The sequence below is a fragment of the Bradyrhizobium sp. HKCCYLS3013 genome, from assembly GCF_051167615.1.
Lineage (GTDB): Bacteria > Pseudomonadota > Alphaproteobacteria > Rhizobiales > Xanthobacteraceae > Bradyrhizobium.
In genome coordinates, this window is sequence record NZ_JBNPTK010000003.1 from 188,636 (window position 1) to 213,682 (window position 25,047).

The 25,047-nt window shown below is 66.4% G+C and carries 22 protein-coding genes; 8 read left to right on the forward strand and 14 right to left on the reverse strand.

Annotated features, from left to right (window positions below; genetic code table 11):
• The first annotated feature begins 29 nt into the window (after window positions 1-29).
• Entirely contained in the window at window positions 30-1,253 is a 1,224-nt protein-coding gene (locus ACQR1F_RS07610) for an MFS transporter (protein WP_316181548.1), read from the forward strand.
• On the opposite strand, the gene ACQR1F_RS07615 is transcribed toward ACQR1F_RS07610, so the two are convergent.
• The 5 genes from ACQR1F_RS07615 to parC all read right to left on the reverse strand — a co-directional run bounded on the left by ACQR1F_RS07615 (window position 1,250) and on the right by parC (window position 6,806).
• The gene (locus tag ACQR1F_RS07615; protein ID WP_315805837.1) at window positions 1,250-1,684 is read right to left on the reverse strand and encodes a universal stress protein; all 435 of its coding nucleotides are present in this window, start codon (window positions 1,682-1,684) and stop codon (window positions 1,250-1,252) included. The two genes, ACQR1F_RS07610 and ACQR1F_RS07615, sit on opposite strands and share 4 nt — an antisense overlap.
• A gap of 62 nt (window positions 1,685-1,746) precedes the next feature.
• A complete protein-coding gene (locus ACQR1F_RS07620) occupies window positions 1,747-3,021 on the reverse strand; it encodes an adenylate/guanylate cyclase domain-containing protein (protein WP_316181550.1) in 1,275 nt (424 codons plus the stop codon).
• Between the two features lie 37 nt (window positions 3,022-3,058).
• Entirely contained in the window at window positions 3,059-3,463 is a 405-nt protein-coding gene (gene arsC / locus ACQR1F_RS07625) for an arsenate reductase (glutaredoxin) (protein WP_315805839.1), read from the reverse strand.
• A 44-nt stretch (window positions 3,464-3,507) separates the two neighbouring features.
• Window positions 3,508-4,470, reverse strand: coding sequence for a cation diffusion facilitator family transporter (locus tag ACQR1F_RS07630; protein ID WP_315805840.1), 963 nt, complete (start codon window positions 4,468-4,470; stop codon window positions 3,508-3,510).
• 83 nt (window positions 4,471-4,553) lie between these two features.
• The gene (gene parC / locus ACQR1F_RS07635) at window positions 4,554-6,806 is read right to left on the reverse strand and encodes a DNA topoisomerase IV subunit A (protein ID WP_315805841.1); all 2,253 of its coding nucleotides are present in this window, start codon (window positions 6,804-6,806) and stop codon (window positions 4,554-4,556) included.
• A 394-nt stretch (window positions 6,807-7,200) separates the two neighbouring features.
• Here parC and ACQR1F_RS07640 point away from each other — a divergent pair, with 394 nt between their 5' ends.
• From ACQR1F_RS07640 to ACQR1F_RS07665, 6 genes are all read left to right on the forward strand, one after another.
• Window positions 7,201-8,031, forward strand: coding sequence for an alpha/beta fold hydrolase (locus ACQR1F_RS07640; protein ID WP_315805842.1), 831 nt, complete (start codon window positions 7,201-7,203; stop codon window positions 8,029-8,031).
• A gap of 829 nt (window positions 8,032-8,860) precedes the next feature.
• Complete coding sequence (locus tag ACQR1F_RS07645; RefSeq protein WP_315803983.1) at window positions 8,861-9,079, forward strand: hypothetical protein; 219 nt, start codon at window positions 8,861-8,863, stop codon at window positions 9,077-9,079.
• Window positions 9,080-9,233: 154 nt separating this feature from the next.
• Entirely contained in the window at window positions 9,234-10,445 is a 1,212-nt protein-coding gene (locus ACQR1F_RS07650) for an ABC transporter substrate-binding protein (RefSeq protein WP_315803984.1), read from the forward strand.
• Window positions 10,446-10,455: 10 nt separating this feature from the next.
• Window positions 10,456-12,189, forward strand: coding sequence for an FAD-dependent oxidoreductase (locus tag ACQR1F_RS07655; protein WP_434912762.1), 1,734 nt, complete (start codon window positions 10,456-10,458; stop codon window positions 12,187-12,189).
• Window positions 12,186-12,947, forward strand: coding sequence for an SDR family NAD(P)-dependent oxidoreductase (locus tag ACQR1F_RS07660; RefSeq protein ID WP_315803986.1), 762 nt, complete (start codon window positions 12,186-12,188; stop codon window positions 12,945-12,947). Before ACQR1F_RS07655 ends, ACQR1F_RS07660 begins: the two co-directional genes overlap by 4 nt.
• 31 nt (window positions 12,948-12,978) lie before the next feature.
• A complete protein-coding gene (locus ACQR1F_RS07665; RefSeq protein ID WP_315803987.1) occupies window positions 12,979-13,767 on the forward strand; it encodes an IclR family transcriptional regulator in 789 nt (262 codons plus the stop codon).
• A gap of 3 nt (window positions 13,768-13,770) precedes the next feature.
• Here the strand turns inward: ACQR1F_RS07665 and ACQR1F_RS07670 are convergent, their stop codons facing one another.
• The 3 genes from ACQR1F_RS07670 to ACQR1F_RS07680 form a co-directional block, all read right to left on the reverse strand.
• Window positions 13,771-14,394, reverse strand: a complete 624-nt coding sequence (locus tag ACQR1F_RS07670) for a glutathione S-transferase family protein (RefSeq protein WP_316217811.1) — start codon at window positions 14,392-14,394, stop codon at window positions 13,771-13,773.
• Window positions 14,395-14,505: 111 nt separating this feature from the next.
• Window positions 14,506-16,107 (reverse strand): FAD-binding protein, encoded by a 1,602-nt coding sequence (locus tag ACQR1F_RS07675; RefSeq protein ID WP_434912763.1) that lies wholly within the window; start codon window positions 16,105-16,107, stop codon window positions 14,506-14,508.
• A 1-nt stretch (window position 16,108) separates the two neighbouring features.
• On the reverse strand, window positions 16,109-17,770 hold the full coding sequence (locus ACQR1F_RS07680; protein ID WP_434912764.1) for an acetolactate synthase large subunit: 1,662 nt from the start codon (window positions 17,768-17,770) through the stop codon (window positions 16,109-16,111).
• A gap of 155 nt (window positions 17,771-17,925) precedes the next feature.
• On the opposite strand from ACQR1F_RS07680, the gene ACQR1F_RS07685 reads away from it, so the two are divergent.
• On the forward strand, window positions 17,926-18,984 hold the full coding sequence (locus ACQR1F_RS07685; RefSeq protein WP_316181916.1) for a LysR family transcriptional regulator: 1,059 nt from the start codon (window positions 17,926-17,928) through the stop codon (window positions 18,982-18,984).
• A 21-nt stretch (window positions 18,985-19,005) separates the two neighbouring features.
• Here ACQR1F_RS07685 and ACQR1F_RS07690 read toward each other — a convergent pair whose 3' ends face one another.
• The 6 genes from ACQR1F_RS07690 to ACQR1F_RS07715 all read right to left on the reverse strand — a co-directional run bounded on the left by ACQR1F_RS07690 (window position 19,006) and on the right by ACQR1F_RS07715 (window position 25,046).
• Window positions 19,006-19,413 (reverse strand): ACT domain-containing protein, encoded by a 408-nt coding sequence (locus tag ACQR1F_RS07690; RefSeq protein WP_434890171.1) that lies wholly within the window; start codon window positions 19,411-19,413, stop codon window positions 19,006-19,008.
• A 9-nt stretch (window positions 19,414-19,422) separates the two neighbouring features.
• On the reverse strand, window positions 19,423-20,409 hold the full coding sequence (locus ACQR1F_RS07695) for a glutathione S-transferase family protein (protein WP_434912765.1): 987 nt from the start codon (window positions 20,407-20,409) through the stop codon (window positions 19,423-19,425).
• 153 nt (window positions 20,410-20,562) lie between these two features.
• Window positions 20,563-21,609: a DUF2278 family protein gene (locus ACQR1F_RS07700; RefSeq protein WP_315803994.1), complete on the reverse strand. Its 1,047-nt coding sequence runs from the start codon at window positions 21,607-21,609 to the stop codon at window positions 20,563-20,565.
• 30 nt (window positions 21,610-21,639) lie between these two features.
• The gene (locus tag ACQR1F_RS07705; protein ID WP_434896444.1) at window positions 21,640-23,388 is read right to left on the reverse strand and encodes a phospholipase D-like domain-containing protein; all 1,749 of its coding nucleotides are present in this window, start codon (window positions 23,386-23,388) and stop codon (window positions 21,640-21,642) included.
• A gap of 290 nt (window positions 23,389-23,678) precedes the next feature.
• Window positions 23,679-24,419, reverse strand: a complete 741-nt coding sequence (gene recO / locus ACQR1F_RS07710) for a DNA repair protein RecO (RefSeq protein WP_434912766.1) — start codon at window positions 24,417-24,419, stop codon at window positions 23,679-23,681.
• Between the two features lie 246 nt (window positions 24,420-24,665).
• On the reverse strand, window positions 24,666-25,046 hold the full coding sequence (locus ACQR1F_RS07715; RefSeq protein WP_315803997.1) for a hypothetical protein: 381 nt from the start codon (window positions 25,044-25,046) through the stop codon (window positions 24,666-24,668).
• Window position 25,047 lies beyond the last annotated feature (1 nt).

Sequence of the window (25,047 nt, forward strand, 5' to 3'; positions counted from 1 at the left end):
GGCCGCATCATCACAACAGGTTCCTGTTCATGTCTCCCTCCGCCCTGCCCGCCGCCTTCCACCGCCTCGCCTGGTCCAACCTCACCGCGCAATCGGCCGAGCAGATCGCGCTCGCCGCAGCACCGATCGTCGCGGTGCTCGCGCTCGGTGTCGGCGAGGGCGAGACCGGGTTGCTGCAGACGGCGCTGACCGCGCCCTTCGTGCTGTTCGCGATCCCTGCGGGGCTGCTCGCCGACCGGATGCCGAGACGGCTGCTGATGGCCATGGCCGAGACGCTTCGCGCGCTGGCGCTGCTCGCGATCCTCATCGCCTTGGCGGCCGGCGTGCTCACGCTGCCGCTGCTGGCGGCGCTCGGATTCGCAGCGGTGTGCGGCACGGTCGTGTTCAGCGTCGCCGCGCCGGCCGTGGTGCCGAGCCTCGTCGCCCCGGCCCAGTTGGCGCCTGCCAATGCGCGCATCGAGCTTGCCCGCACCATCGCCTTTGCGGCGGGGCCTGCGCTCGGCGGCGTGCTGGTCGGCTGGATCGGCGGCGCGCCCGCCTTCGGCTGCGCCGCGGCGCTCTCGCTGGTCGCAGCCATCTGCCTGGCCGGCATCGCCGAGCCCGCTCGCGCGCCCGTGCCGCGCCGCCATCCGCTCGCCGACATCAGGGAAGGCGCCGCCTTCGTGCTGCATCATCCGTTGCTGCGGCCGGTGTTCGTGACCCAATTCATCTTCAACACGGCGCATTTCCTGCTGCTCGCGGTGTTCGTGCCCTATGCCGTGCACCGGCTTGGCCTGTCGGCGGGAGGCGTCGGCACGGTGTTGTCGATGTTCGGCATCGGCATGGTGTGCGGCGCGCTGCTGGCGACGCGCATCATGCGGCTTCTGCCGTTCGGCACCGTCATCGGGCTCGGCCCCGTCACCGGCTTCACCGCAGCGCTGGTGATGGCGCTCACCACGGTCGTCCCTTCGCCTCTCCTGGCCGCGCTCAGCTTCTTCCTGCTCGGCGCCGGGCCGATCCTCTGGGTGATCTCGACCACGACGCTGCGGCAGTCGGTGACGCCGGCCGGCCTGCTCGGGCGGGTCTCGGCCATCAACATCCTGAGCTACGGCGCCCGTCCGCTGGGCTCGCTGCTCGGCGCGGTCGTCGGCGGCCGCTACGGCGCCGACATATGTCTCTACCTCGTCGCCGCCATCTTCGGCCTGCAGGCGCTCGTCATCCTCGCCTCGCCGGTCGTCGCGATCGCGCGCCAGCCGGAGCCGCAGCCCGCCTAGCGATAGACCAGGATCGGCACGGTCGAATGCGTCAGCACCTTCAAGGTCTCGCTGCCCAGGATCGCCGACACGCCGCGCAGCCCGTGCGAGGCCATCAGCACCAGATCGCAATGCTGCTTGCGCGCGGTCTCGACGATCGCCTCATAGGGCTTGTCGTGCTCGACGCACAGCGTGGCGCAGGCCACGCCGGCCTGCTCGGCATCGTCCTTCACATGATCGAGATATTTCGCGGTCTGATCGGCCACCAACGACTTGTATTGCGCGAGCGCCTTGGTCGCAGCGTGGGGATCGACGACCAGCGAATGCAGCGGCGTCGACACCACCAGCGCCGTGACCTTGGCGCCGGTCGCCTTGGCGAGCGCGATGCCGTGCTTGATCGCGGCCTTGGACAGATCGGAGCCATCGGTCGGCAGCAGAATATGTTTGTACATGAGCTTTCATCTCCCGGCGGAGAATGCTGGGCAGACTCGCTTCTGCTGGGCATTGACGTGGGTCAAGGGTGCGACATCTCGTCCGCCAGGTAGTTCTCGTAGGCCCGCGTGGCCGAGGCGCTGCCGGCAATGTCCGGATCCAGCGTGAACAGATCCTGCGCGCGGCCGATGCCGCGCAGCGCGTAGCGCCCGGTCGACACCAGATAGCGCCGACCTTCGCCGTCGAGCCCCTCGCAGAATTCGGAGGATGCCAACAGTTCGCGATCGACCGAGCGGCACATCGAGGCGATGCGGCTGACCTCGTTGACGGCCGGTCCCACGACGGTGAAGTCGAGCCGGTCCTCGCTGCCGATATTGCCGTAGAACACCTCACCGACATGCAGGCCGACATAGGCCGAGGTGACAGGCCGTCCCTCGCCGGCGCGCCGTGCGTTCAGCTTCAGGATGTTCAGCCGAAAGCGATGCTCGGCGCGCAGCGCGGCGTGACGGGCCGAGGCCATGTCGCCGCCGGTGAAGATCGCCAGCACGCCATCGCCGATCAGCTTCAGCACGTCGCCACCGGACTCGTAGATCGCGTCGATCGACGCCTCCGCATAGTCGTTGAGCAGCGGGATGATCTCGTCCGGCGAGATGCTCTCGCTGATCGCGGTCGAGCTGCGCAGGTCGGAGAACCACAGCACGGCATTGATGCGCTCGGTGACACCGCGGGAGATGCGGCCGCGCAGCACCTGCTCCGACGCATCGCGGCCGAGATAGACGCGGCCAAGGGTTCGCACGATGTCGACCTGCTGCGCGGATTTGATCGTCAGCGCGAGCAGCGGGACAAGGTCGCGCAATGCGCCGACCTGCGTGTCGGTGAAGCCGCCGTCACGCCGCGTCAGCCAGTTCGAATAGAAGCAGTCCATCTGGCCGAGCGTGCCGGCTTCGCCGAACCGGTGCACGAAGGCGAGATAGTGCCGATGCCCCTGTGCGGTAAGCTCCTCGATGATCGGAAAATCGAGATGCGCACAATTCAGGAAGTCGATGCTGAACTCGTCATGGCCGTTCTCCAGCATGTGGTGGAAGACCGAGCGCCGCCAGTTCTGTGCCGCCTCTCCCTCATTGCTGGAGCCATATTCGAAGCTGTCGGCCTCGTTCGTGTCGAAATCGTTCCAGCGGAAGCCACGCCCCTCGAAGATCGGATGCAGCGTGTCGATGATCGCGAGGCTGCGTGACAATTCGAGTCCGGCCGCGCGGCAGCGCTCGCAGAAGCCGCGCAGGATCTCGTTTTCCGGCATGCCGGTCAGGCTCTGAGCCACGAGCCAGTTCGCCACTTCGAGACGGGTCGCCGTATCCATGGTTTCAACTCACCAACGCGTCACGATCCGGAAAGCTTCAGCCAGGCCGGCTCACCACCTCGCCGTCCTCCTTGGTGAAGGAGGAGACGGGATGATCGAGCAGGTCGAGCACGAGTTCGGACGGGCGGCAGAGCCGCGCGCCCTTGCTGGTCACCACGATCGGCCGGTTGATCAGGATGGGGTGCGCGAGCATCGCCTCGATCAGCTGGTCGTCGGTCCATTTGGGATCGCCCAGCCCAAGCTCGGCATAGGGCGTTCCCTTTTCGCGCAGCACGTCGCGCACCTTGACGCCCATCGCGTTGATCAGCGCGATCAGCTGCTCGCGGCTCGGCGGCGTCTTCAGATATTCGATCACCTCGGGCTCCTCACCCGAGGCGCGGATCATTGCGAGCGTGTTGCGCGACGTGCCGCAGGCGGGATTGTGGAAGATCGTCACGGGCATGGGCTGTCCAGTCGTTGCGTGCCGAGGGCACATTCGCGTACTGCTCACACCACGTCGGCGGGAGCGAGCTTGCAGGCGCAGCCATCGGCCTCGATCTGCAGGGTGGGATGCTGGATATTGAAGCGATGGGACAGCTCAGCGCAGACGCGATGCAGGAAGGCATCATCCGTTCCGCCTGCCCTTACCAGATGCGCCGTCAACGCGGTCTCGTTGGTGCTCATCGCCCAGACGTGGAGGTCGTGCACCTCGCTGACGCCGTCGAGGGAGGCGAGATAATCGCGTACCGCCGGCAGGGCGATGTCGCGCGGCACGGCGTCGAGCGCCAGATTGACGCTGTCGCGGGCGAGATCCCAGCCGCTCAGGAGCACCACGAGCGCGATGATCAGGCTGACCACCGGGTCGACCCACAGCCATCCGGTCCAGATCGTCACCAGCGCCGCGATGACCACGCCGAACGACACGGCGGCGTCGGCGGCCATGTGCAGGTAGGCGCCGCGAATATTGAGGTCGGTGTCGCGGCCACGCATGAACAGCATCGCGGTGGCGCCGTTGATGACGATGCCGAGCGCAGCCACCCACAGCACGGTCGTGCCGGCGACCTCGTCCGGATTGCGCAGGCGGTCGAAGGCCTCGACGGCGATGCCGCCGACCACGAGCAGCAGCAGGCCGGCATTGATCAGCGCGGCCAGGATCGAGGCGCGGCGATAGCCATAGGTGTGGCGGTCGGTCGGCCGCCGGCCCGACAGCCACAGCGCGCCCCAGGCCAGGAGCAGCGACATCACGTCGGAGAGATTGTGGACGGCGTCCGAGATCAGCGCCAGCGAATGCGCGGCATAGCCGAAGATGAGCTCGGCGATGACGAAGGCCGTGTTGAGCGACACGCCGATCGCGAACGCCGTGCCGAAGCTGGCGGGCGCGTGGCTGTGGCCGGCGTGGCCATGGGCGTGCGGGGAGCCATGATCATGGGAATGATCATGGTCGGGATGATGAGAATGCGAGTGCGCCATCCAACATGTCTCCGGGCGATCGCGCACCTCGCGATCGCCCGCTGTCTGATATAGACGGCCGCCGGACGGATACTATTACGTCGCTACTCGATCGGCCGGTTGAACTTGTTCGACTTCGGCAGGCCCTGCGCGATGCGGCCGGCATCGGCGCGGTTGCCACGGTAGTCGGCCAATTCCTTCCAGCTCAGGCCCTGGTCGCGGCCGGCGGAATCCTTCCAGGCGAGCCCCTGCTTCTGCTCGAACGTCGTGACGTCGGACAGCTGCGCGCTGGTGTATTTCTGCAGCCGGACGCCGCGGCCACGCGCCATCTCCGGCACCTGGTCGAGCCCGAACACCACCATCTTGTGGTTGGTGCCGATGACCGCGACCTGATCGCCCTGGACGGTGGTGATCGCGCGCGCTTCCGCCGGTGCGGTCACGTTCAGCACCTGCTTGCCCTTGCGGGTGTTGCTGACGCAATCCTCTTCCTTGACGATGAAGCCCTGGCCGTCGGACGCCGCCACCAGGAACCTGCGCTCGCCCTTGGTGACGAACATCGACACGATCGAGGCATCCTGGTCGAGATCGATGAACATGCGGATCGGCTCGCCATGGCCGCGGCCGCCGGGCAGCTTGCCGACGTCGAGCGAGTAGAACTTGCCGTTGCTCGCAAACAGCAGCACCTTGGACGTATTCTCGGCAAAGAACGCCTGGCCGAGCTGGTCGTCGGTCTTGAACTGCAGGTTCGACAGATCGGCGACGTGGCCCTTCAGCGTGCGCACCCAGCCCTTGTCCGAGACGACGACCGTGACCGGCTCGCGCTCGATGAAGGCCTCCTCGATCGCGGCGAGGTCATGCTCCGGCGCGTCGGCAAAATTGGTGCGGCGCTTGCCGAGCGGCGTCTTCGGCCCGAACAGGTCGCGGACCGTCTTGACCTGCTCGCCGACCTTGGCCCATTGCAGTTGCTCAGAACCGAGCAGCGCATTGATGCCCTTGAGCTCGCCGCGTAGGTTCTTGTCCTCGGTGCGGATCTCCATTTCCTCGAGCTTGCGCAAGCTACGCAGGCGCATGTTGAGGATGGCCTCGGCCTGCACCTCGGTGAGCTTGAAGGTCTTCATCAGGACCGGCTTCGGCTCGTCCTCGGTGCGGATGATCCGGATCACCTCGTCGATGTTGAGATAGGCGATCAGATAGCCGCCGAGGATCTCCAGCCGGTTCTCTATCTGCTTCTTGCGGTAGTTCGAGCGGCGCAGCAGCACGTCGCGCAGATGATCGAGCCATTCGCGCAGGCACTCGGCGAGACCCACCACCTTCGGGATCTTGCCCTTGATCAGCACGTTGAGGTTCAGCGGAATCTTGCTCTCGAGATCGGTGAGCCGGAACAGCGATTCCATCATCAGCGCCGGATCGACGTTCTTCGACTTCGGCTCGATCACGAGCCGCACGTCCTCGGCGGATTCGTCGCGGACGTCGCCGACCAGCGGCAGCTTCTTCTCGTTGAGCAGCTCGGCGATCTTCTCGACCAGGCGCGACTTCTGCACGAGATAGGGAATCTCGGTGATGACGACGATCCAGGTGCCGCGGTTGCCCTCCTCCTGCTTCCACTTGGCGCGGACGCGGAACGAGCCGCGGCCGGTGGTGTAGGCCTCGATGATCGATTCCTTTGAATCGATCACGGTACCGCCGGTCGGGAAGTCCGGGCCCTTGACCCAGCGCAGCAGCGCGCGCGACTTGGCGTCGGGTTTCTCGATCAGATGCAGCGCGGCGTCGCACAGCTCGGCGGCATTGTGCGGCGGGATCGAGGTCGCCATGCCCACGGCGATGCCTTGGGCGCCGTTGGCGAGCAGGTTCGGGAAGCCGCCGGGCAGCACCACCGGCTCCTTCGACTGGCCGTCATAGTTCGGCCGGAACTCGACGCCGTCCTCGTCGATGCCTTCGAGCAGCAGCCGCGCGACGTCGGTCATGCGCGCTTCGGTGTAGCGATAGGCCGCCGGATTATCGCCGTCGATGTTGCCGAAATTGCCCTGGCCGTCGACCAGCGGATAGCGCGAGGAAAAGTCCTGCGCGAGGCGGACCATCGCGTCGTAGATCGCCTGGTCGCCATGCGGATGGAACGAGCCCATCACGTCGCCGACGATCTTGGCGGACTTCTTGAACGCGGTGCCGGGATCGAGCCGCAGCAGCCGCATGCCGTAAAGGATGCGCCGGTGCACCGGCTTGAGGCCGTCGCGCGCGTCGGGCAGCGCCCGGTGCATGATGGTCGAGAGCGCGTAGGCGAGATAGCGCTCCTCCAGCGCCTCGCGCAGCGCGACCTCGTGAATCTCCGCCGGCTCCGGCGGAATCAGTGATTTTCCCATTAGCGTTGAGCTTTCAGTGGGTTAGCCCAGGAGCTTGAGCTGAATTGAACGATTTGGGAACACGCTTTATGCGATGACGCGCCGGGGCGCAATGACGGCCCTGCCCGGTTCCAGGAGGAAAAACCGGGTGTCCGGCCGCGGAACCGCAAGCAGCCCGCAAATCATGCAGGTCATGCGCCGCCGACGCATGCCGCTACGCTCAGGATTGGGCAGCCATCGCGCGTCCCGTTGAGATGCAACGATGTCGCACACGAGTCTGTGTTGCTGAGATCGTCACCCTCCGTCGCTAAGGTAGCAGCGGACATCCTTGGTTGCGTATCGACGCGACGAGGAGCGCCATCACGCCGCGCCTTGAACGCGGCAGATTCCATCCAGTGAGAAAGGCAGACATCCCATGAGCTCAGGATTCGTGACGACATCGGACGGCACGCAGATCTTCTACAAGGATTGGGGCTCGGGCCGGCCCATCGTCTTTCATCATGGCTGGCCATTGTCGTCCGACGATTGGGACGCGCAGATGCTGTTCTTCCTCGACAAGGGCTTTCGCGTCATCGCGCATGACCGCCGTGGCCATGGCCGCTCGAGCCAGACCGAGACCGGCAACGAGATGGACACCTACGCGGCCGACGTTGCGGCGCTCGCCGCCAAGCTCGACCTCAGGGACGCGGTTCACGTCGGTCACTCCACCGGCGGCGGCGAGGTCGCGCGCTACGTGGCGAAGCACGGCAAAGGCCGCGTCGCCAAGGCCGCCCTGCTCGGCGCGGTGCCGCCGGTCATGGTCAAGTCCGACAAGAACCCCGGCGGACTGCCGATCGAGGTGTTCGACGGCTTCCGCGCCGCGCTCGCCGCCAATCGCGCACAGTTCTTCCTCGATATTCCGAGCGGCCCGTTCTACGGCTTCAACCGCGCCGGCGCCCAGGTCTCCGAAGGCGTGATCCGCAACTGGTGGCGGCAGGGCATGATGGGCGGCACCAAGGCGCACTATGATTGCATCAAGGCGTTCTCGGAAACCGACTTCACCGAGGATCTCAAGGCGATCGACGTGCCAGTGCTGCTGATGCATGGCGAGGACGACCAGATCGTCCCGATCGACGACTCCGCGCGCATCGGCATCAAGCTGCTGAAGCATGGGACCTTGAAGACCTATCCCGGTTTCCCGCACGGCATGGCGACGACGCATGCCGACGTGATCAATGCGGACCTGCTGGCGTTCATCAAGGGGTAGCTCGCGCTCTGGTGAATGAGCAGCCGGAGGCCGGTGAGGCGACAGACCTCACGTCTTGCACGTCATGGCCGGGCTTGTCCCGGCCATCCACGTTGCACCGCGCACGCCGAACGACGTGGATGCCCGGGACAAGCCCGGGCATGACGAGTGCGTGGCAGCTCCTCGTCCACCATCGCTTCAATGCCTTTGCTGAAGACATGGTCAAACCTTCTCGCGACGCGATCAGCGTCCGAGCTATCACATCGATCACCCTCTCCAATCAGAGGGCGCAGGGAAGGCCGGACCTCGACTGAGGCCCGTGCCTGCGAAAAAAATGCAGGCGGCAGGTACCACAGGTCAGCCGGACGACCCGGCCCTCCCTGCGCGATGGGCTTACGATTTATACGCAGTCTCCCCGGTGTCCGGGCTTGTTAGCCACCGTCGTCAGCGCGATGCCTGAGGCATCCATCGCCGGCTTGACGCCAGCATCGGGGCGCCAGGACGCTGCGATTTCATCGTCCTGCCGGACTCGTTCGTCCACGCGCATAGAGCACGCTGCGATCCGACAGGCCACCGCTCCCCGCCTCGCGTATCGTGACGATCGCGCGTAACGCCCCTTGGGTGAGGCGGGATGGGCGGAAGCATCGTCCTGATTTGCCCGACGACACAAGCTGATCGGCCTGCGGCAGATTGGCTCGACGGGCAGTTTGCGCATGGCAGATCAGCGATTCTGCTGATCCGAAGCTCGGAAGAGCCGGAACCGGAGCCGCGGCTGGCGCGTTGCCGACAACATCAACACGCGTTGCGTCAACCGATTTTCGACCGAAGCCCCTGCTGCGGACAGTTCTGCATGAAGGATTTTTCAGACGCTGCGTTTTCGCCTGATGTCATCGTGCTGATGACGCAGGCCCTCGACAGCGCCATCGCCGCGCTGCCCGAGCCGGTGAGCTCGACCCATGTCACCCTGCTTGCCGAATCGGTGCTGCGTGCCGCCAAGACCGGAGAGCGGGATCCTGCCGCGATGCAACGACTGGCGCTGCTCGAATTGCAGATCATGCCGCGCGTGTAGCGCGCATCGCGCTACCCAGCCGCCATCCGATATCCGCGACGACCTCCACAGTCGTTGTGCGCTGCATCGCACCCATTCGTAATTGACAAACCAATTCGTCAATGTCTAACTCGCTGCCACCGCCGACAGAGCGGGGCAAACGGGGAGGATCTTCATGCGACGGCAGTGGCTCGCCTGCGCGTTTCTGGCAACGACGACATTCATTTCGACCCACGCCTCGGCCCAGGTGTCCGACGACGTGGTGCGGATCGGCGTGCTCACCGATCTCTCGAGCTGGGGGCGCGACAACAGCGGGCCGGGCTCGGTCGAGGCGGCGAAGATGGCGGTCGAGGAATTCGGGCCCACCGTGCTGGGCAAGCCGATCGAGATCATCAGCGCCGATCACCAGATGAAGACCGACGTCGGCACCACGGTCGTGCGCGACTGGTTCGACAACGGCAAGGTCGACGCCGTCGTGGACATCCCCAACTCCGGCATCGCGATTGCCGTGCACAACATGGTGCGCGAGCGCAACAAGATCGCGCTGCTGTCCGGTCCGGGCGCGAGCTCGCTCACCGACGAGCTGTGCAGCCCGAACACCGTGCATTTCACCTACGACACCTATGCGCTGTCGAAGGTGACGACCTCCGCCGTGATCGGCCAGGGCGGCAAGTCCTGGTACTTCATCACCGCGGACTATGCCTTCGGCCAGCAACTGGAGAAGGACGCGACGCGCTTCATCAAGGAGCTCGGCGGCACCATCCTCGGCGGCGTCAAGCATCCGACCAACACTGCCGATTTCTCCTCGTTCGCGCTGCAGGCGCAGAGCTCGAAGGCCGACGTCGTCGCCTTCGCCAATGCCGGCCAGGACACCGACAACGCCATCAAGCAGTCCGGCGAGTTCGGCCTGGTCAAGGGCGGCCAGAAGCTGGTCGGTCTCCTGATGTTCGACACCGACGTGCATGCGATCGGGCTCGAGGCGGCGCAAGGCACCTACATGACGACGGCGTCGTACTGGAACATGGACGATGCCACCCGCGCCTGGTCGAAGAAGTTCTACGCCCGCGCCAAGGTGATGCCGACGATGATCCAGACCGGCGTCTATGGCTCGGTGCTGCACTATCTCAAGGCGATCAAGGCGGCCGGTACAGACGATCCGAAGGCTGTCATGGCGAAGATGCGCGAGCTGCCGATCGAGGATACGTTCGTTCACGGCGGCAAGCTTCGCGAGGACGGTCGCGTCATCCGCGACATGTATCTCGCCCGCGTCAAGAAGCCGTCGGAGTCGAAGGAGCCGTGGGACTACCTGGAGATCGTCAAGACCGTAAAGGGCGAGGATGCGTTCCGGCCGGTCTCCGAATCCAAGTGCCCGCTGCTGAAGAAGTAGGAGCGCGCGCATGAGCGGAGCAGATCACCAGGCCGGCGAAACCCATGATTGCGACGTGCTGGTGGTCGGCTCGGGCTGCGCCGGGCTGTCGGCCGCGGTCACCGCCGCCCAGGCCGGGCTGAAGGTCGTCGTCACCGAGAAGGAGCCGCGCTTCGGCGGCACCACGGCGCGCTCCGGCGGCTGGCTGTGGATTCCCGGCACGTCGCTGGCCAAGGCCTGGGGCATCGACGAACCGCCCGAGCTGGCGCGCAGCTATCTGCGCCACGAGGCCGGCAACAGCTACGATGCGGCGCGGGTCGACGCGTTCCTGAGCAAGGGCCCGGAGGCGGTCGACTTCTTCACCAGCAAGACCGCGCTGAAGTTCGACATGCCGCTGACCTTTCCGGACTATCACGCCGAGGCACCGGGCGGCACGCAAGGCGGCCGCTCGATGGTCACGCGGCCGTTCGACGGTCGCGAACTCGGCGACCACATCAAGGATCTCGGCCAGCCGCTGCCCGAGCTCACCGTGTTCGGCATGATGCTCGGCTCCGGCAAGGAGATCATCCATTTCATGCGCGCGACCAAGTCGCTGGCGTCAGCGTTCTACGTCGCCAAGCGGCTGTCGAAGCATGCGCTGGACGTGCTGCGCCACGGCCGCGGCATGACCTTGACCAACGGCAATGCGCTGGCGGGGCGGCTGGCGAAGTCGGCATTCGATCTCGGGATTCCGCTGTGGCTGTCGTCGCCGGTGGCCGAGCTGATCCGCGACGGCGAGGCCGTGCGCGGCGCCGTGGTGATGCGCCAGGGCCAACGTATCCGCGTCAATGCGCGGCTCGGCGTGGTGCTGGCCTGCGGCGGCTTCCCGCATGACGTCGACAGGCGCAAGGCGATGTTTCCGCATGCGCCGACCGGACAGGAGCATGTGTCGCCCGGCCCTGTCGGCAACACCGGCGACGGCCTGCGGCTCGCGGAAGCCGTCGGCGGCCGGGTCGAGGATGGCCTGCCGCATGCGGCGGCCTGGGTGCCGGTCTCCGTCACCACGCGCAAGGACGGCAGCAAGGGCGTGATGCCGCACTTCATCGACCGCGCCAAGCCGGGCGTGATCGCGGTGACCGCGGATGGCGTGCGCTTCGCCAATGAAGGCAACTCCTACCACGACTTCGTGCAGGCGATGGTCAAGGCGGCCAAGCCGGGACGCGAGATCGCGGCCTGGCTGATCACCGACCACCGCTCCTTGCGCCGCTATGGCCTCGGCTGCGTGCCGCCGTTCCCGATGCCGCTCGGGCATCATCTGAGCACCGGCTATCTCAAGCGCGGCGCGACGCTGGCCGAACTCGCGAGCACGACGGGCATCGATCCGCGGGGGCTCGAAGCAACCGTGGCCGCGTTCAACGCCGATGCCGCGCTGGGCCAGGATCCCACGTTCGGCAAGGGCTCGCGCGCCTACAATCGCTATCAGGGCGACGCGCTGCATGGGCCGAACCCGTGCGTGGCGCCGATCAAGGACGGGCCGTTCTACGCGATCAAGATGGTGATCGGCGATCTCGGCACCTATGCCGGCATCCGCACCGACGAGCATGCCCGCGCGCTCGACGCCCAGGGCCAGCCGATCGAGGGGCTCTATGCCGCCGGCAACGACATGGCGAGCATCATGGGCGGCAACTATCCGGGTGCCGGCATCACGCTGGGACCGGCGCTGACCTTCGGCTACATTGCCGGTCGGCACCTCGCGGAACGCGCGGGCCAAAGGAGCGCCGCATGAGCGACCATCAGATGTTGGCCGGAAAGCTGGCGCTGGTCACCGGCGCCGCCAATGGCAATGGCCGTGCGATTGCGCTGGGACTCGCGGGCCGCGGCGCCGATGTCGTGATCACCGACATCGACATGGAGGGTGCGGAGCGCTGCGCCGCCGAGATCCGCGGCCATGGCCGCAAGGCGTGGGCCTACAAGCTCGATGTCACCGACGCCGCAGGCTGCGCGGCATTGGCCGCGCAGCTACGCGCCGAGGTCGGACCGATTTCCATTCTCATCAACAATGCCGGCATCATCATCCGAGAGAATATCGACTCGCCGCGGGCCGCGCAGAACTGGCAGCGGGTGATCGACGTCAATCTCAACGGCGTGTTCAACGTCACCTACGCGTTTCTCGCCGCGTTGCGCGCGACGCGCGGCACCATCGTCAACATCGCTTCCGTCGCCTCCTTCATCGGCATCAGCAACACGCTCGGCTACTCGCCCTCCAAGGGCGGCGTGAAGTCGCTGACCCAGGCGCTGGCGCGCGAGCTCGCCGCCGACGGCATCCGCGTCAACGCCATCGCGCCCGGCGTGATCGCCACCGCGATGACGGAGACGACCCGCAACGATCCGGAGCGGCTCGCCGGCTTCATGAGCCGCACGCCGCTCGGCCGCGTCGGCCAGCCGGAGGAGCTCGCCGGCCCCGTGGCGTTCCTGGTCTCGGACATGGCGTCCTACGTCAACGGCGTGACCCTGCCGGTCGACGGCGGCTTCCTGGCGGTGTAGGCACGGCGCCGAACCAGGGGCACAACAAGACATGGGACGAGAGAGCCGCGGCATCCAATCGATCGAGGTCGGCGGCACCTTGCTGCAGGCGCTGGCGCGCAGCGGCGAGCCGATGATGCTGCGCGACCTCGCGCGCGAGGCCGGGCTGCCGCCGGCCAAGGCGCATCCCTATCTCGTCAGCTTCTCGCGCATCGGTTTGATCGAGCAGGACGAAACCACCGGACGCTACGAGATCGGCCCGCTCGCGCTCGAGCTCGGACTGATCAGCCTGCGGCGGCTGTCGGCGGTACGGATCGCCACTCCGAAGATCGCGGCGCTCGCCGGCGCCATCGATCACGCGGTCTCGCTCGCGGTGTGGGGCACCAATGGCCCCACCGTGGTGCGGCTGGAGGAGCCGAGCCATCCGGTGCACATCGTGATGCGCGTCGGCTCGATCATGGCGCTCTTGGAAACCGCGACCGGCCGCGCCTTCGCGGCGTTCCTGCCGCCGAAGACGGTGAAGGCCGCGCTCGACGCCGGCCTCGACCGTCTCGGTGTCGGCTACAATCCGAAGCGCGCACTGAGGAGCCCGAAAGTGGCGGAGATGCTGGCCGAGGTGCGCGCGCAGGGCCTGGCGCGCGCCGTCGGCGATCCCCTGCCCGGCGTCAATGCCTTCGCCGCGCCGGTGTTCGATCACGCCGGTCACGTCGCGCTGGTCATCACCGCGATGGGACCAGCCGGCACCTTCGATGCCGGCTGGCAATCGCCGCTCGCCAACCGCCTGCGCGCCTGCGCGGCCGAGATCTCCAAGCAGCTCGGCCACGGCATCGCGCAGCCGTGAGCCTCAGGCCGCGACCGAGCGCTTCTCCGGCCACGGCTCGGCCCACGCCGGCAGCCGCATCAGCCCGTCGAGCCAGCGCACGATGTTCGGAAACGCCTCCATCGGCATCTCGGCCTCGCGCCAGTCGGTCGCCATCGAAGCGGCCGCGAAATCGGCGATGGTGAGCCGGTCGCAAGCAATGTGGCTATGCGAGCTGAGATGCGCGTCGAGCACGGCGGCGAACGTCTTCAGGTTCGGCACCTTCGCGACCAGCGCGGCACGGTCCGGCGAACCGATCCCAAACGTCTTCTTCACGATGTGCTCGAAATAGAACGGCCCGACCGCGGGCGCCCAGTGGCAGTCGGTCCACGCCAGCCAGCGCAGCACCTCGATCTGCTCCTGCGGATCGCGCGCCGGCCACATGTCGCAGCTCTCGCGGATGCAGAGGTGCGCCATGATCGCGGTCGACTCCCATAGCACGGTGTCGCCGTCGACCAGCACCGGCGCCTTCATGTTGGGATTGAGCGCGGCATAATCGGGCGTCTTCATTTGGCCGGTGATGTCGATGAACTCGGCCGGGACGCCGAGATGCTTCACCAGCGCCAGCACGCGGCGCGGCGCCTGAGCCTTGATCCAGTAGATCTTCATGACGGGTCTCCATCTCCTGTGCCTCGAAGACGAACGTAGCAGCACCGGATCGACAGTGACCGAGCAATAATTCAGCGGCGGTTCCGCGGACTCGTACGGTTCCCGTAGCCGTCACATCGCGCGCACCGCCGCCCGTGCGGTGAGAATGCAACCCGGCAGGAACGTGCCTTCCAGCGAGCGCTTGCCCGAGGCGCCACCGCCGCCGAAGCCGGCGGCTTCGCCGACCGCGTAGAGGCCGCCGATCGGCGCGCCCGTGGTGTCGAGGACCCGGCTCTGCAGATCGGTCTTGAGGCCGCCGAGGCTCTTGCGGGTGATGAGTTGCATATGAATGGCGATGTACGGCCCGGCGCCCGGCGCCTGCAGCGGCGCAGGCTTGCAGGTGCGGAGCTTGTCCGGCCCCCATTGCCGCGCATGCAGAATGCGGCGCAACTGGTCGTCGTTGTGGAGCTTGTCGCCATTCCCAAAGTTCGCGTCGAAGGCGTCGGCGGTGGCCTGGAGCACCTCCGGCTTCACGTCGCCGGTGCCGGTCAGCGCATTCATTTTGGCGGCGAGGCCAGCCAGCGTCTCGTCGACCAGGAAATGCCGGCTCTCGCGCTGCATCTGCCGCACCAGGCGATGATTGCCGAGCAGCGTCTCCTTGAGGAACATCGGCATCTGCCGGTCGCGGATGCGCGGATTGTGCTCGGCGCCGGAGATGGCGAACTCCTTGGCGGCGATGCGCCAGTTCAACAGATGCCACGTATAGGGCTTCTCCTGCGCCGCGACGCGCCGGCACAGATCATGGGTGTCGAAGCCGGTCACCAGCGGCTCCGGCCCGATCCGCTCGCCTTTGTGATTGAGCCACAGTGCCGACTTGCACGGCACCAGCGACAGGCCATGGCCCTCGAAATGCGGAAACGGATGCGGAATTCCGGCGGCGTAGTTCCACATCTCGCCGGCATGCGTGATCTCGGCGCCCAGCGCCTCGGCCGCGTGGTGATGCAGCTTGCCGTCGGAGAACGGATGCGCGCCATTGAGCATCGCCTGCGGCAGCGGCCGGCCTTTGACCCAGTTGGCGCGAGCCTCCGCGTGGCTGCCATTGAGACCGCCCATCGCCAGCACCGTCAGCGGCGCTGCGATGCGGATTTCCGCGCCCGTCTCCTCGTTGACGGCAACGACGCCCGCCACGGCGCCGCCGGCGCGATCGAGGCCGACGACGCAATGGCGGTGCAGAACCGTCAGTCTGCCGCCACGATCGGCCGCGCGCATCGCCGCGATCATCACGCGCGTCAGCCGCTGCGAGGTGCCCCAGACGATGTGGTAGCGCGGCAGCGCATTGCCGTCGCCGTGCCGGCCGCGCTCGACCCAGTTCACGGCCGGCATGAAGGTCACGCCGTGCGCCAGCAGCCAGTCGTAGACCTCGGCGCGCGAATGCTCGACGTAATAGCGCGCCCATTGCAGCGGCCAGTGCTCGGCCGCGTCGAGCTCGCCGAACCTGATCCAGTCGCGCAGCGCGATCTCCGGCGTATCCGGGATCTTCATGCGCGCCTGCAACGGCGTGCCGATCAGCGCCATGCCGCCGAACGCCCACAACGCCAGCCCGCCGAACCGCTCCGGCGTGTCCCTGTCCACGATGGTCACCGACTTGCCGGCGCGCAGCGCTTCCAGCGCGGTGACGATGCCGGCGAGACCGCCGCCGGCGATGACGAGGTCGGATTGCAGCGTCGCGCTCATGTCACGGCGCGATCTTGCGCTTGAGCATCCGCGCCACCGGCAGCGGGACGCGGTCGAGCGATCCCAGGAGATGCGGCAGGAGCTTCAACTTGAGGCCGGTCAGCGCCGGCGGCACCATCGCCTCGATCAGATGCGGCCCCGGCCGCGCCAGCGCCCCCTGCAACGCGCTGGTGAGTTCGTCCGGCGTGGCGACGCGGGTCGATCGCACGCCCATGCCGTCGGCGATCTGCGCGAATTTCAGGACCGGCCCGTGCAAATCGAGCTGCGCCCGCGCCTTCGGACCGATCTCCTCGGCGCCGACCCGCTCCAGCTCGACGTTGAGCACGGAGTAGGAGGCGTTGTTGAAGATGATGGCGGTGACGTTGAGCCGCTCGCGCGCGATCGTCCACAGCGACTGGATCGTGTACATCGAGCTGCCGTCGCCGATCAGCGCGATCACCGGCCGGTCCGGACAGGCGATCGCCGCGCCGATCGCGTTCGGCAACCCCTGCCCGATGGCGCCGCCGGTCAAGGTGATCAGATCGTGGCGCGGCGCGCCCGCGGTGAACTTCGACAGCATCAGGCCGGAGCTGATGGCCTCGTCGATAATGATGGCGTTCTCGGGCAGGAGATGACCCACGGCCTTGCAGACCTTTTCCGCGGTGAGCTTCTTGCCGCGCGGACGCCCGGGCCGCGAGGCCGGTGACAATGCCGGCGTGGCGCTGTTGGCCTCCAGCGCGGCCGCAAGCTTGACCAGGCTGCCCGCGGCGCATTGCGCCGGCGTCGACAAGGTCAGCACCCTGCAGCCGTCATGCGGCAGATAGCTCTTCTTGCCGGGATAGGCGAAGAACGACACCGGCGCCTTGGCGTCGACCAGGATCAGGGTGTCGATCTCCTTGAGCTGGATCTGCGCCATCTCGGCGAGATAGGCGATGCGCTCGACGGCCGGCAGGCCCGCTCCCCGCTGCATGCGCGTCGGAAAGGTCTCGGCGTAGACTTTCACGCCGCAGGCCGCCGCGATGCGCGCGGCCGCCAGCAGCGACTCCTCGTGCAGCGCGGTGCCACCGAGCAGAAAAGCGCTGCGGCCGCCCGCCCTGATCGCCTCGGCGACCGCCTGCACGGTCGCATCGTCGGCGGCCGCCGGCGGCTCGATCACCGGCGCCGGCTCGGCGACGCCGCCCTCCCCCCAGGACACGTCGGCCGGCAGGATCAGCGTCGCAACCTGTCCGGGCCAGGAGCACGCCGCCTTCACGGCCGCCACCGCGTCGCGGCACAATTCCGACGTCACCTGCGAGGTCCAGACGAATTCCGGCGAGACGTTGCGCGCGACGGTCTCGATGTCGGACTGGAGCTGCGCGTCATACGGGACATGGTAGGTGGCGTGGTCGCCGACGATGTTCACGACGGGCACCTTGCCCTTGCGCGCATTGTGCAGATTGGCGAGGCCGTTGCCGAGGCCGCAGCCGAGATGCAGCAGCGTTGCCGCGGGCGTGCCGGTCATGCGGGCGTAGCCGTCCGCCGCGCCGGTCGCCACGCCTTCGAACAGGCACAGCACGGCGCGCATCTCCGGCGCGGAATCCAGCGCCGCGACGAAATGCATCTCCGAGGTGCCGGGATTGGTGAAGCAGACCCGAATGCCGGAATTGACCAGGGTCCGTATCAGAGCTTGCGCGCCGTTGGGCATGAGAAGAGCCTGTTGCCGGGAGACTGCCGCAGCGCGGGGCGACTTGGCCAACCCCGCCATGGCATTTCCCCTGTTTGTATTTGCGCCATTTTGGAATTGACGGTCTCAGAAATCCAATGAATTGTTATGGCTGGATCAATGATTTCGGCTCATCGATGTACACCCCCACCCTGCGCCAGCTGCAGCAGTTGGTCTACCTCGCGGAAGAGCGGCATTTCGCCCGGGCGGCCCAGCGCGCCCACGTCACGCAGTCGGCGCTGAGCCGCAGCTTGCAGACCTTGGAGGACGCCGCCGGGATGCGGCTGTTCGACCGCAGCTCGCGCTCGGTGGAGATCACCCCGGTCGGCGAACGGCTGGTGGCACGGGCCCGGTCGCTGTTGTCTGGCGCCGACGATCTCGGCCGCGAGATGCGCCTGCTCCGCTCGGGAGATGCCGGCGAGGTGACGGTGGGCGTCGGCGCCTTCACCGGGCTGACGCTTCTGCCGGATGCCATGGCGCGGCTGTATTCGGAGCACCCGTCCGTGCGCATCATCGTGGTGCAGGACAATTGGCGCGCCCTGATGGAGGTGCTGCAGCAAGGCAAGCTCGATTTCTTCCTCGCGCACATCACCGACATCCGCGCCGACGACAGCCTCGACATCGAGCCGCTCGGCGGCCTTCCGGGATACTTCTACTGTCGGGCGACTCATCCGTTGGCGCGCCGACGGGAGCTTTCGGCACGCGAACTTGCCGGCCAGCACTTCGCCTCCGTTGCGCTGCCGCCGGAATTCAGCAGGCGCTTGGAAGCGCTCATCGCTGCGCCGGAGGGCCGCGGCTTCGACGTCGCGCTCGAATCCGAGAACGCGAGCCTGCTGGTGCAAATGGCCATTCGCTCCGACATCGTGCTCGTCGCGGGCGACGCCGTTCTCACCCACGAGCTGGCCTCCGGTCAGTTGATCCGCCTCAACGTGGCCGAGCTGAAAGAGCCGCGCGCATCGGATCTGCTGATGGCGCAGTTCGGCATCCTGCGGCTGAAGGGGCGGACCCCGTCGCCCGCAGCGATGATGTTGATGGACCTGGTGCGCGCGCAGGCCGAGCGAACGCTGATCGCGCCACGCCGGCCTCCGGCCCCCCGCGCCGCGCGTGACACGAAGCGGTCGCCGGCCACGACACGCAAGAAACCGAGTGGACTCCGGCGAGGCCGATCGCATCACGTCGGCAGAAGCAAAGCCTGACTGATCGTCGTCCTGCCATCGCTAGGTGGCGGCGCTGCGAGACAGCTCATGCAAGAGCAGCACGGCTTCCTTGCCTCGTGCTTCCGGCACGAACAGATGATCGTGGTGAAACGCCGAGACCGCGTTGACGCTGATGCCGGCGGCCGCGAGCTTCGTCGTCACCGCGGCAAGGAAACCCACCGCATCAAGCGCTGATAGCACCGAGAGCGTGATCAGGCGCGAGGCGAACCGGCAGGGCAACCCTGCCCGCTCTGCTTCCTCGCGCGGCACGATGAGCGTGATCGCTTCGCGCTCCCGGAACAGCATGAGGGGCGTCAGCCCGGCCGGGATGTCCTGATGCGTGTCGACAGTGCAGAACACGAACGCGCCGTCCTGCAGCTCGGGAGCCATCGTGCGCAGCAGCGTATCGAGGTTGCGTTCACCCGCCATGGATCCTCGTCAATTCGTCGCCAGGCGCTCGCGCCCATGCGGCGCGGTGAAATCCTGCCGCGGCCCGACCGGGACGATGCCGGTCGGATTGATGGTGCGATGGCTCTCGTAATAGTGCCGCTTGATGTGCTCGAAATTCACTGTCGCGGCGATTCCCGGCCATTGGTAGAGATCGCGCGTGTAGGCTGCGAGATGCGGATAGTCGGCGATGCGACGGATGTTGCACTTGAAGTGGCCGACATAGACGGCATCGAAGCGGATCAGGGTCGTGAACAGCCGGATGTCGGCCTCGGTCAAGGTGTTGCCGAGCAGGAAGCGGCGCGCCGACAGCCGCTCCTCCAGCCAGTCGAGCGTGGCGAACAGCGGGCCGATCGCCTCCTCATACGCCCCTTGCGTGGTCGCGAAGCCGCATTTGTAGACGCCGTTGTTCAGCGTGTCGTAGACGCGCGCATTGATGGCGTCGATCTCGTCACGCTGGGCTTGCGGATAATAGTCACCTTGCTTGGCGCCGACGCCGTCGAACGACGAATTCAGCATGCGGATGATTTCGGAGGATTCGTTGTTGACGATGGTGCGCTTCTGCTTGTCCCACAGCACGGGCACGGTGACGCGGCCGGAATAATGCGGCTCCGCGGCGGTGTAGACCTGGTGCAGAAGGCCGGCGTGATTGACGCTGTCGGCCACGACGCCCGGACCCTCGGCAAAGGTCCAGCCCCGCTCGCGCATCAGCCAGTGCACGACCGATACCGAGATCATGTCATCGAGCCCCTTCAGGGCGCGCATGATCAGGGTGCGGTGAGCCCACGGGCAGGCCAGGCTGACATAGAGATGATAGCGGCCCGCTTCCGCCGCGAAGCCGCCGGTGCCGGACGGGCCCGGACGGCCGTCAGCCGTGACGAAGCTGCGGAACGCAGAATCCTTGCGGATGAAACGGCCGCCGGATGCCGCCGTGTCGTACCAGACGTCGTGCCATTGGCCGTCGACCAGCACTCCCATGACGTTCTCCTCTCACGCCGTGACCTGCGCGGGGGGCAGCAATGTGCCGCCCTCTTGCCTTGGCCCTTACGTGACAGGAGTACACGTCACCCCGCCTCTGCGCCAGCAGAGAGCCCACGCTTCGACGAGACGGCTCCGCCGCGCGACACGTGGTCACGACTGGAACGGGATGGTGCGGCCCGGCTGCGCCGCCTGTTCCCGCGTATAGGAGACGCCGTGCACCTTCACGCCTGCGGCATTCAACAGCGTGATGATGCCGCCCCGGTTCGACAGCGCGACCGGCGCGACGATGGGCACCACCAAGGTGGCGCCGCGCGCGATCGTGCCGCTGAGCTGCATGGCGTTCTTCTGCTTGTCCTTGATCTGCCAGCCGGTGAGATCGACGTCGACATCGGCGGTGTTCAGCAGCGTGACCGTCTCGTGCTCCGGCGTGCGCACGTCGTTGACATAGGCCGCGATGATCCGCACCAGCCCGTCGGGCACGTCGAGCGGCGGAATGTGGTCGCGGTCGGGCGGCGTATGCGGCGCGTTCGGGTGATCGGGATCGGGCGGCAGGATGACCCCGCCGCTGACATCGTCCGAATGCCAGGCCTGGGTCTGGAACTTCAGGAAGATGGCGACCCATTGCTGCTGGTCGGGAAACTCGAAGATCAGTCCACCGTCCTGCCAGGGACCGTTGTCCCCGGCGTATTTGCCGGCCGGATTGCCCTGGTTGAAATGGATATCGTGGATACCGCGGCCGGGCTTGAAGCCGAAATAGCGGTCGGCCTTCTCCTCCGGTCCCCATGCGACGCCGAAGGCATAAATGAGAGCCGTCTCGTCGGACATGGCGCGCTGAACGTAGGCGTCGATTTTCTCGTTGAGATCGTTGTCGGGGCCCGCGGCCGACAGCGGCAGCGGCTTGAGCTCCCACGGCTGCATCAGATTGCCCCGGATGAAATCGAGCGCCACGCCGCCGGGCTTGCTCTCCAATGGATGCAGCCCCTCCGAAAACGCCTTCAGGCCGTCGACGATCGGATGTTCGAAGCGCGAGCGGACCAGGAACTCGACCTCGCTGCCATCCTGGGAACGGACATTGATGGCGATGCGATAGAGCTCACCGTCGGCGGAGACCTGCACCTGATAGTGCGGACTGCTTCCCGACGCCAGACGATTGTTGATGGGCCGACCCTTGAGAAGCGAATAGTCGTTCAATGGCATGGTCGTCTCCAACTCTGTCCGTAACGATATCTAGGACGAGAACAGCAATCGATCGCGTTCGGCCTGCGAGCCGTCGACGTAGAAGCGCTCGAACCAGGCCGGCTTGCCGGACAACGCCGTCGGCTTGCGCAGCGTGATCGCCGCAGGCGCGGACGCGGAGCGCTGCCGCTCGGACTTGCCCTTGAACGCGTCGCGCATCCGGTTGCGAAACTGCAGGTGATCGAACACGCGGGTGGCCTCGATCGCATAGGAGGTGGCGATCTTTCGGTCCTCGATCATGATGAGGTGGTCGCCGTTGCCCTTCTCTCCGCTCGGCGAGAAGTTGCTCGATCCGGTGAACACTTTCGCGGTCGGCAGGCTGAAATCGGTCACCAGGAATTTGTGATGGATGTTGCGGCCCTTGCCGCCGGACCATTCGCTGCGGAACGGCTCCGGCGCCTTGCTCGCGAGATAGGCGAAATCGACGAGACCGATCGAGCCGTCGGGCTTGCGCAGCTCCAGGGCGCCGCGCTTGTCGACCGTGCCGTAGCTGAAGATCGGCCGCTCCATCACGCGGTCGAACGCCTCCTTGGTCGGACCGTCGCCGAGCTGGCTCAGAAACGCGACCGAGTAGAACACCGACGAGGTGGCCTGATCGATCGCGGCCCGGATCGGATTGAGCGAGAGATCGGTGGCCTGGTGCGGTGAGAAGCAGAGCTGTACGGTCGGCTTTCCCTCGGTATGGACGGCGTGCCACTTCTTGGAGAAATCATTCTTCCGGAAGACCGAGGGGTCCTCGAAGGCGATGTCGAACATCTCGCCGAACAGCCCGGCGACATCAGGCGAATGAAAGACCAGCATGTTGTTGGCCTGAATATAGAGGCCGCGGAAGGTGAAATTGGTCGAGCCGCACAGCACCTTCTCGGGCTTGCCGTCGCGGCGCGTGATCAGGACCTTGTTGTGCTGGAGGTTGCTGAAATGCGTGCGCAGCACGGCAGCACCCGCCTGCTTGAAGCGCTTGGCGCTGCGCGACTCCGCGCTGCCCGGCAGCTTGTGACTGTTATCCTTGGCATTGGAATCGTCGATGATCGCCCGCAGCCGCGGACCGAACTGCTCGAGCTGGCCGATCACATCGGGCTCGTTGAGGTCATAGGCCATCACGTCGAGCGTGAGCCCGGGATCCGCCAGGGCCTCTTTCAAGAAGCCGAACAGGAGGTCGTAGGCCTCGAACCCCAGCCACTCATAGACGCTGTCGCCGGCCTCGTTGGTGAGGTCGAGCTTGTCGAAGCCCGGCCCGTCGCGGCTCTCGACGGGAATGATCTCGGCATTGTTGCCGAACTGATCGCGATAGGCCTGAGACGAGGCGAAGTTGCGGGTGAAACCGACGTCGACCAGGCCGTCATAGGTCACGGCGCTCTGCGTGATGTCGAGCGTGAGGCTGGTCCCCGCCACCAGCGTGCCGTCGTTGCGCATGTGCTGCTTGGCGACACGATACGTATAGACTCCATCCTTGGGCCTGTAGGGAAAATGGATCCAGCGGAATTTCTGGAACGGCGCCTCGGTCGACGGGAAATTGCGGTTGCCGTCGACCGCCGCGTCGGCCCCGGCCGGGTAGGAAAACGCGATCCTGTTGCGCAACTGAGAAAAATCCCGTGCGCCCGGCGACTTCACCTCGATCGAGAATCCGACCAGGTCGGGTTCGGGCTCGGCAACGTCGAAGCCGATCATCGTCATGCGCTCGCCACGCCACAGCTTGGACGTGAACCCGTTGCTGGATTTGCGGTTCTCGAAATCGCTCATGATCGAAATGCCCCACGATGATGAAAAAAGGCGCGCACGAAACGCATCTCGTCGAAGGGCTGTAATCTTCGCCAGGACCCGCGGCCGACGCAACCTCAAAATGATCTAAGAACTATCATCAACCAGGATTGTTGCATGATCCTGCGTCGGTCGTGTGAAGACGGATGTGAATGACGTCACAATCGGAGACGGTATCGGGATCAGCTTTGCCGCGATGCCCGTGGTGTCGTCAGTCTCGACGTTGGCGAACGAGCGCGCGGGCACATGACGACGAACGTCGAAAACGAGCCCTATCGCAAGGCGGGCCTTGCCCGCGTCACCGCGTTGATGAAGCCCTCGCGGGCGTCGGAATGGCCCTGCCCGCGCGGCTCCAGCACATGACGCAGAAGGAACAGGCCGGTCAGCCGGAAACCGTCGAGCAGATCCTGCTGCGACCAGCCATCGCCCTGCTCGCTCTCGCGCAGGAAGGGCGGCAAAGGCAGCAGGCGGTCGGCCCATGGCGCGCCGGCCGTGCGCGACACCGCGCCGCCCGACTTCGGCGATACGTAGATCAGGTCCGAGGTCTCGCCGGTCGCAGCGCAGGAGTCGAGATCGAGCCCGAAGCCGAGTTCGGCGAGGATCGCCAGCTCGAAGCGCACGATGTGGACAGCGGCGCAGCCCACATCCTCGAAATCATCGAGCGCATGTTCGAGCCGCAGATACACGTCTTCGTGCGGATCGCGCTCCGGCAACAGCCGGGCCAGCGAGGCAAGATGCGTCACGCCGTAGGCGCCGTGTTGCGCGGAGATCAGCCCCGCCGCCCGCAAGGTCAGCGCGTCGATGGCGTACATGCCGAGGTGCTCGTCGAGCCGCGCGCGCCAGGTCGCGCGCACCGTGTTGCCCGGCTGCAGCACCGGCCGCATGCGCTTGCCGCTGGCCCCGCGCACGAGACCGAGATGCCGGCCATGCTCGCGGGTCAGCAGCTCGACGACAGCCGAGGATTCGCCGTGCCGCCGCACGCCCAGCACGATGCCATCGTCGGTCCATTCCATCTCACGAGCCGCCCAAATGATTCCACACGCGCTTGCCTCCTAGTGCCGGCCGCGGGTGGACAATCAACGTAGCTTGTGCGCGCTGCCGCCACAAAACTCGTCATTGCGAGCGCAGCGAAGCAATCCAGAGTCGGATCGCAGCCCTGGATTGCTTCGCTGCGCTCGCAATGACGTCTTGGTGGCCTTCTGCGCTAGCCCCCAACCTTGGTGGGCGCGCCGCGCTCTACGGCCCTTACGGTCAAAGCGTCACGCGTTGAACCAGCCGCGCGCATCGCCCGTGAACGAGTAGTACAGACCCATCGTCGTCAGCGCGCAGGAGATGACCTCGATGCCGGCATCGAGCGTCATGCCCTTCTGGCCGATCACCTGCACCAGGGAGATGTCGGACAGCACCAGCGCCCCCAGCAGCACCCAGCGCGGCCAGTTCCTGCGGCGCTGCGCCGCCAGATAGACGAAATAGAACAGCAGCAGGATGACCACCCCGTTGAGCACGGTCTGCGCGGTGATCATGTCCTCGGTCATGTCGAAGGTCGGCGTCCGGTCCGACACCGCAACGGACAGCGCGTCCAGCATCAGCGAGATGTAGAGCAGCACTTCGAACCACAGCACGTTGCGCGGCACGCTCATT

Excerpts from the sequence above, each read along its gene's own strand:
- ACQR1F_RS07685 (WP_316181916.1), top strand. The coding sequence starts at position 17,926 with ATGTACACCCCCACCCTGCGCCAGCTGCAGCAGTTGGTCTACCTCGCG.
- ACQR1F_RS07690 (WP_434890171.1), bottom strand. The coding sequence starts at position 19,413 with ATGGCGGGTGAACGCAACCTCGATACGCTGCTGCGCACGATGGCTCCC.
- arsC (WP_315805839.1), bottom strand. The coding sequence starts at position 3,463 with ATGCCCGTGACGATCTTCCACAATCCCGCCTGCGGCACGTCGCGCAAC.
- ACQR1F_RS07640 (WP_315805842.1), top strand. The coding sequence starts at position 7,201 with ATGAGCTCAGGATTCGTGACGACATCGGACGGCACGCAGATCTTCTAC.
- ACQR1F_RS07615 (WP_315805837.1), bottom strand. The coding sequence starts at position 1,684 with ATGTACAAACATATTCTGCTGCCGACCGATGGCTCCGATCTGTCCAAG.
- ACQR1F_RS07610 (WP_316181548.1), top strand. The coding sequence starts at position 30 with ATGTCTCCCTCCGCCCTGCCCGCCGCCTTCCACCGCCTCGCCTGGTCC.
- ACQR1F_RS07705 (WP_434896444.1), bottom strand. The coding sequence starts at position 23,388 with ATGAGCGATTTCGAGAACCGCAAATCCAGCAACGGGTTCACGTCCAAG.
- ACQR1F_RS07620 (WP_316181550.1), bottom strand. The coding sequence starts at position 3,021 with ATGGATACGGCGACCCGTCTCGAAGTGGCGAACTGGCTCGTGGCTCAG.
- ACQR1F_RS07675 (WP_434912763.1), bottom strand. The coding sequence starts at position 16,107 with ATGAGCGCGACGCTGCAATCCGACCTCGTCATCGCCGGCGGCGGTCTC.
- recO (WP_434912766.1), bottom strand. The coding sequence starts at position 24,419 with ATGGAATGGACCGACGATGGCATCGTGCTGGGCGTGCGGCGGCACGGC.
- parC (WP_315805841.1), bottom strand. The coding sequence starts at position 6,806 with ATGGGAAAATCACTGATTCCGCCGGAGCCGGCGGAGATTCACGAGGTC.
- ACQR1F_RS07660 (WP_315803986.1), top strand. The coding sequence starts at position 12,186 with ATGAGCGACCATCAGATGTTGGCCGGAAAGCTGGCGCTGGTCACCGGC.
- ACQR1F_RS07645 (WP_315803983.1), top strand. The coding sequence starts at position 8,861 with ATGAAGGATTTTTCAGACGCTGCGTTTTCGCCTGATGTCATCGTGCTG.
- ACQR1F_RS07655 (WP_434912762.1), top strand. The coding sequence starts at position 10,456 with ATGAGCGGAGCAGATCACCAGGCCGGCGAAACCCATGATTGCGACGTG.
- ACQR1F_RS07630 (WP_315805840.1), bottom strand. The coding sequence starts at position 4,470 with ATGGCGCACTCGCATTCTCATCATCCCGACCATGATCATTCCCATGAT.
- ACQR1F_RS07715 (WP_315803997.1), bottom strand. The coding sequence starts at position 25,046 with ATGAGCGTGCCGCGCAACGTGCTGTGGTTCGAAGTGCTGCTCTACATC.
- ACQR1F_RS07650 (WP_315803984.1), top strand. The coding sequence starts at position 9,234 with ATGCGACGGCAGTGGCTCGCCTGCGCGTTTCTGGCAACGACGACATTC.
- ACQR1F_RS07695 (WP_434912765.1), bottom strand. The coding sequence starts at position 20,409 with ATGGGAGTGCTGGTCGACGGCCAATGGCACGACGTCTGGTACGACACG.
- ACQR1F_RS07670 (WP_316217811.1), bottom strand. The coding sequence starts at position 14,394 with ATGAAGATCTACTGGATCAAGGCTCAGGCGCCGCGCCGCGTGCTGGCG.
- ACQR1F_RS07700 (WP_315803994.1), bottom strand. The coding sequence starts at position 21,609 with ATGCCATTGAACGACTATTCGCTTCTCAAGGGTCGGCCCATCAACAAT.
- ACQR1F_RS07680 (WP_434912764.1), bottom strand. The coding sequence starts at position 17,770 with ATGCCCAACGGCGCGCAAGCTCTGATACGGACCCTGGTCAATTCCGGC.
- ACQR1F_RS07665 (WP_315803987.1), top strand. The coding sequence starts at position 12,979 with ATGGGACGAGAGAGCCGCGGCATCCAATCGATCGAGGTCGGCGGCACC.